The organism is Mesotoga infera (genome assembly GCA_011045915.1).
Classification (GTDB): Bacteria; Thermotogota; Thermotogae; order Petrotogales; family Kosmotogaceae; genus Mesotoga; species Mesotoga infera_D.
Map to the genome: position 1 here is coordinate 1 of DSBT01000100.1, position 6,557 is coordinate 6,557.

Below are 6,557 nucleotides of genomic sequence, written 5' to 3' on the forward strand. Positions count from 1 at the left end.
AGCCGGATCACTTCCTGCAAATCGAGTCGAAGACGGGGCCCCGTTTCCTCGTATATGGAGACAGAAACACAGATGTAAACGATCAGGGCATGTCTGACCCCGATATCTTCATCCATTATCCTTCGGGTCAGGAATTACCGGGATACGAATCCAGAAATCTTAGGGATGTTCAAGTCCTGAAGAGCGAGATTCGAATCACATCTCTGTTATCCTTTGCAGCTCCGATCTATCCTTGATCGAAATCTTCTTACGAGACAATTCAAGTATTCCAGATAATTGAAGTTCGTCAAGAATTGTGGTTACAGTCTCTCGAAAAAGACCAGTAGTGTCCGCCAGTTCTTGGTGGGTCATTCTTATAAGAAGACTATCCTGCGACAGTCTCAAAAGAGTGCTACATACTCTGATTGTGGCGCTCTGGAGCACCGTTTCTTCAAACCTTAGGCGGGTCAAACGTAATCGCTGACTTACGATGTCGAGCAATCTTACTGCGACGATAGGCTTATACATAATCAACGCCTCGATATCGGATCGACCGAGCACGCATATTAGCGAATCTTCGATAGCTTCAGCAAAAGATTCTTGCATACTTTGTGCAGTCAGTGACATCTCTCCGAAAAAAGTTCCAGGGCCCAATGTATCTATGATAAGGCGTCTCCCGTCTTGATTGATCGTGTAGATCTGTACTTTACCTTTCTTCAACATATACAAGACCTCTACCTTTTCATCGGGACTGAAAAACACGTGTCCTGCTTTGCAGTCAATCATTCTGACCATTGCTTCAACTTGCTCAACTTCTTCATCGGTCAAGTCGCGAAAAATGTCGAGCTTCGAAATGAGGGTCAATTTCATCAACTGTTTAGACCCGGTCGTCGTTTTCAAGTTTGAAAGATTCTTACTCTTCATATCTATCACCTTCTGCGAACTCTGCCTATTCTCTTTTGAGCTTCATCAGCTACTAGCTGCAGATATATTTGGGCTTTACGAAAAGGAGGAGGGCATCCAAAAGATTCAATGATGATAGCATTGAATTAATTATGAACCTTAAGGAAGGCCTGAATAAATGTTATCACAAGGATGGACAAGTTCATAGCAAAGGGAACTGTAAAGAATGGGGGGCGAAGGAACAAAGAGTACGATGTCATAGCGATATTGCGGTTGCTGGTTTTGCTGCTGCTGACCAAGATACAAACCTAGATAAGAAGAAATAGAGAGAACCAATTCAAAACTTAAAGATATCATTGATGGTTCAGAATCCATATGGTACATAAGGAACAGAGACTTTGATATACCAATCGGCCTCAAGATTCTCGCTTACAATATTGTGGTCATTCACAACCACCTAAACCATCACTAATTGAGAAAGATTATGGATATCATTCATTCTATTTGACTTGTGAGACACCTCATCATCTCGTAATTGTCAGTTTTGTAGTGCAGATTACAGAACCCACCTGTAATTGGTTGATATGATCAATTCATCTCAATAAAGGTAGGTGGATAGAAATGACCAGAAAACTGACCGTGAGTATCATATTAACTGTTATCGCAGCACTAGCAGTTTCGATTACGGGTTTTGCAGTAACTCCAACCCCTCAAGGCTTCGACAAGTACATAGTCTATATGGCAGCGGGTCGCTATAATGCAGATTTAGCGCCGGTTGAAGGAGATCTTTCAATGTGGTATCATAAAGATGTAATGGGGCGAAGCGATGAAGAGATTGCAGAAGTCCTGGCTGAAGCAGATGCATATTTCGAGAAACAGTTTGGTCCCGGACTCCCCTCAGCAATGCCATTTGCTGTCGATCCCAGAGAAGAGTACCGTGCCTATGTAAGCTCAGGAGAAGAAGTGCCTTCCGAAGGCTGGGTTATTAGAGACGGTGGATTCATGATAATGGTCATGGAAGATACCGTTCTCTATGGCGAATATGGCGGCGAACAGGGAAAGCTAGTTCCGGCTGGATCAATGTTAGTGTATGGGGAATACAATATCGATAGGACCCCCTCCGGGAAAGATCCAATGATTATTCACTATCATTCCGCGTCGCCCATTATCATGCATCCATATGAACCAGGATTCAAGTTCGATTGTATAATCATCTCTGAAGAATTTGGAATAGGAAGAGCGCAAGGTGTTTCCAGTCCACTGATTGTTGATGGAATGAGACAAGCCAATATTCGAACCCAGTTGACATTCTCCGCATATGGACCTTCTGTTCAGCACTAATCCTACTGGTTAAGAACACTATAATTACTTGAAAGAACTCCCGATTCAGAGAAAGCAGTTCTCTGAATCGGGAGTCTTGTTCTTAACTCTGAGAGTAGAACCAACCATATTCACGTCTAGGAGAATCTGAGAATGAAGATAATGCCCACTTCTTTGCGTTGTTACTTTGTGTTCGCAACAACTGAATCTTTTCCATCATGTCTGGAGACAGGATTTTTCTCACAATCGGAGAAGAGCAGATGATTGAAGACAGTCAGATTCGACCAATACCAAATATTAATTAAGCTAAACTAGAGAGGGGTTCAAAATGCTAGACAGCAGAAGATTCGATGCGATAGTTATTGGTTCGGGCCAGGGAGGAACGCCTCTGGCGATTTTGGAGTTGATGTCAGTAGTTTTTCTATCAATCTGGAAAGGGTAATCCAGCGAAAAAGACAGGTGGTTGAGAGCTTTAGAGAAGGCATCAAAAAAGGATTCTGGATTCTCAAAATCTTTTATTAATAGAAGGCAGCTCGCATTTTGTCGGAGGAAGACAACTCGAAGTAAGTCTTCCAAATGGGAATACGAAGTTACTTGAATCAGATGTCACTGTTATAAACACCGGGACATCTCCGGCAAAGGCTAATATAAGGGGTTTGGACAAAGTAGTTGCTCACGACTCCACCTCTATAATGGAGCTTGACAAACTTCCGGGACACTTGATAGTCATTGGTGGTGGCTACGTTGGTCTGGAGTTTGGGCAGATGTTCAGACGCTTTGGAAGCAAAGTAACTGTTATTCAGAATGATAAGCAGCTCCTTTCTCGTGAAGACGAGGACATTGCTAGTACGGTTCTGGAGATTATGAAAGACGAAGGCATCGAGGTCCTCCTATGTGCTGAGCCGGTAGAAGTAAGTAGCTTCGCAGATATGATCAGCCTGACATTAAAGTCCCCAGAAAAGGAAACTACATTGGTCGGGAGTCATTTGTTGCTTGCGACTGGTAGGTTGCCCAATACACCTGATCTGAATTTGGAAAAGAGTGGAGTTCAGGTTGACAACAGAGGTTTCATAAAGGTCAATAGCAAACTGGAAACCACATCGGAGGGTGTCTATGCTATAGGAGACGTGAAAGGGGGACCAGCCTTTACCCACATTGCATACGACGATTTTAGAGTTTTGAGAGAGAACCTTGTAAACGGAGGAGACACGAGGAATGATGAAGGCGATTGTAGATTCCAAAACAGACGAGACTATTGGCGCTGCTATTCTCGGGGTCGAGGGAGGAGAGATTATGGCTGCTATCCAGATTGCCATGATGGGTGGGCTTCCATATAATTCTCTGAAAGAAGCTGTTTTTGCTCACCCATCTCTTGTGGAATCCTTGAACAATCTTTTTATGACACTGGACAGTTGAGAGTTCTGAAATGGTCTCTGGATTCCTTTTTTGGAACAGAACGAATTCTTGTTTCCGAAATCTTCGTTTGCAGAAACAAGCATTTCCATTGCACGAATTGCATTTCTTAGGCTAATGACAATGATTGAAAGACATGGTCTGCATTGCTTGTTTGCCCAGAGTTCAAGAACGCATGAGATCATTACCCTGAAATGGTTATGGAGATTGTGAGCGTGTTACTAGGTTTTTTGCAGGGTTTCGAAGTAGATTGGAGGTGCCTAAACCTTAAACTTGGAAAGGATTTCGCGCTGTTTGCCAGTCAGTTGTGCGTCTTGTAGACTTCACATTTATCCACAGGAAAATGTCCGAGTTGTATTTCTCCAGTTTGTTTCTCATCTTGTTCAAAGTTATCCCTGTTCTAATCTCCTCTATACTTACTGGAAGAAGTGCGATCTTTTCCTTTCTTCCTAATCTTCTTAGTCGGTATCTTAGATTCATTTTCTATAGTGTGTTTGGGAATAGTTGTCTGGATTATAGTGTCTTCTATGGCTATTTTCATTCTTCTAGGTTAGGCAAGAAAATCAATAAGAGAGCTCCCTCAACAGCTTCACAGCTAAATACAATCCTTTCGGGAAATTAAGAACCGAAGCCGTCAATTGCAGGCATACAGTACTTTCCCAATTAAGTGAGTATTATGTGTCAACCCAATGATAGCATTGCCCCTGTTATGAGAGAGAACTCTCAGGGTTTTGCTAAGATCTCAAGCAGTACCTGAGCGATTCCCGATGTTTCTTTCACCTCAATAAGTGGAATTCCCCTTACTTCGGAAAGATCTCTGAGATACTTAGCGTATTCCCCGGGAGAGACCAGAAGTATCAAATCGGCATACGGCATTATTGAATCTATGGCCGGGCGAAATGTCTGTTCTGGTGTAGGAAAAGTTCCGTCAAGGTGCATTCCGATAATCGGTAAAGCCATTGATTTAGCCAATTCAATCAACTCTTCGATTCTTTGCGTCTCCTCAGCTACGTCGATCTCTATTCCCCCACACTCCTTACAGGCCTCACCCTCAATAAGGGTCCCTGTGGCAATTACAAGTGTCTTGGGGTGGTCCGGTCTTTCGAGCAGTTCCTTGAGCTGTTGTGCTGTTATCATCAGATCGTTTCTGCAGGGGATATTCAACTTTCCACACACAAATCCGAGTATTATTGGGCCAGTACCATCACTCATAGCTGTCGCTATGAGAGGTGCCTCAAAATTGACTGCGGCGAGTGAGGTTGAATATGCAAGAAAGATCAGAAGCGATGCCAGGGCAGATTTCAATAGACTTTTCATGATACTTTCTCCTTTTTGGAAAGGCTTTTCCACTTCTGTCTTTCAAAGAGTGCCTTACCATATTAAGATATATTCTATCAGGTTTCTTGTGAGGATAGTGGTCTCACGAAGTGCGTGAAAGTAACGGAAAAATGAATCAGCGAGACAAGAATAAGAAAAAAGGTCATTGAAAAAGGAATAGAGAAGGAAAGAGTAAAAAAACGGAAAAGAATAGCTAAGCAGGGCCCTTCACCTGCACCGCCCAAGGGACACCTCCATGCAAAGAGATTATGCCACCATGGTTCACATGAAAGTCATCTATGTTTATCTACAAAGAACGAGATGTGGAAACAAGCTCAGAATGATGGATTGTCGCTCTTTCTTGCCAGCAGCATGCAACAGCTCTCCACATCATACGGAATTACGGGACCGAGCGCCAACGCAATGGGAAGAAACGGAATCCCGAAGGACTACACAAGGATTGTAAACTACTTCCGATATCGGAAGTAACTTTTGCCCCCGGAAGTACTTTTTCTGGAAAAAATCGAAAATCAGACGCCAATTCTTCATAGTGGGCGAAAAGATCAAGAACTTCGTTCAAACCTACTCATTTTCTGCCAGCCATCCGGCGAATACTGGATTCGCTCTGCCCCGAACTCATAGATTCCGCATGAATCACCTTATTGGGTTTTGATTCGTGACCGTGAACGTGCTCGGTCATTTCCAGGCTGGCTGAATGGAACTACAGCAGCATAGTTCATGAGAAAGGAGGAAGGAATTCTTCCCCTTTCTGCCTTCGCAGTGTGTGTGGTGCAGTTCCAAGTTCCGTGTTGTCGGTTGCAAGCAGGAGAAAACGAGGTTCGGGGTTGCGGGTTCGTGTTAGGAAAGAGCAAGAGAAACGGTTGACCGTTGAACGGTTATCCGTTCGCCGAAAACGTTGTTCGTTCCAGAGAGCAAGGATCTGTTCTTCGTTCTTGGCCAAGCTCAAAAACCAAGATCGAGATGCCGGATCACTGTCCGGCATGACGGAATCAAGAGCAGGATATCGATTGCAGGGTCTGGGGTCTGGTGAAGAGAAGCGGCTTTCGGAAGTGTCTCACTTCGTCATCCCGTAGTGTTCCTATACGGGATCTGGTTCATGATCTCGATAAGGGGCAACAATAAGCAATCTCGTCCTCTCGGTGAGCGCAGCGAACGTATCGACAATGCTCTTTATCGACTCGTCTTATTGAAGGAGCGAGATTCTGAATCAAGTTCAGCATGACAGGACCAAAGATTTTCAGAATCCCTCAGATTGTCATCCCGTAGTGTTCCTATACGGGATCTAGTCCTTGCTCTTGGCAAATAAAAGGTTCATTATTTTAGACAAGTAGCCAACAATGAATTGTCCTTGTCAAGCTCAAGTGACGATAACCTATATCAGATAAGGGGGACACTAATGCGCCCGTGAAAATATCCGGCTTCGAACAAAGCACTTGAAGGAAAAACAGCTATCTGTGCTCCTCGCTCATCTTTCCCAAGGCCTCCTTTCAAAAAGCAAAGAGCTTGAATTGACTTCACAGCAACACGTAGACTAAGAATGATCTAGCCAGACTTCTATATTCGTTTTCCGAATCAAAATGCAAAAGGGTAGAAAGGCCAAGTAA

The 6,557-nt window shown here is 43.7% G+C and carries 4 protein-coding genes; 2 read left to right on the plus strand and 2 right to left on the minus strand.

Annotation, left to right across the window (positions count from 1 at the left end; translation table 11 throughout):
* Positions 1 to 195: 195 nt before the first annotated feature.
* Entirely contained in the window at positions 196 to 903 is a 708-nt protein-coding gene (locus ENN47_03345; protein ID HDP77218.1) for a Crp/Fnr family transcriptional regulator, read from the minus strand.
* Between the two features lie 600 nt (positions 904 to 1,503).
* Between ENN47_03345 and ENN47_03350 the strand changes: the two genes are divergently transcribed.
* On the plus strand, positions 1,504 to 2,223 hold the full coding sequence (locus ENN47_03350) for a hypothetical protein (GenBank protein HDP77219.1): 720 nt from the start codon (positions 1,504 to 1,506) through the stop codon (positions 2,221 to 2,223).
* 473 nt (positions 2,224 to 2,696) lie between these two features.
* Positions 2,697 to 3,539 (plus strand): hypothetical protein, encoded by an 843-nt coding sequence (locus ENN47_03355; protein ID HDP77220.1) that lies wholly within the window; start codon positions 2,697 to 2,699, stop codon positions 3,537 to 3,539.
* A gap of 799 nt (positions 3,540 to 4,338) precedes the next feature.
* Here the strand turns inward: ENN47_03355 and ENN47_03360 are convergent.
* Positions 4,339 to 4,932, minus strand: a complete 594-nt coding sequence (locus tag ENN47_03360) for a hypothetical protein (protein HDP77221.1) — start codon at positions 4,930 to 4,932, stop codon at positions 4,339 to 4,341.
* Between the last annotated feature and the right edge of the window lie 1,625 nt (positions 4,933 to 6,557).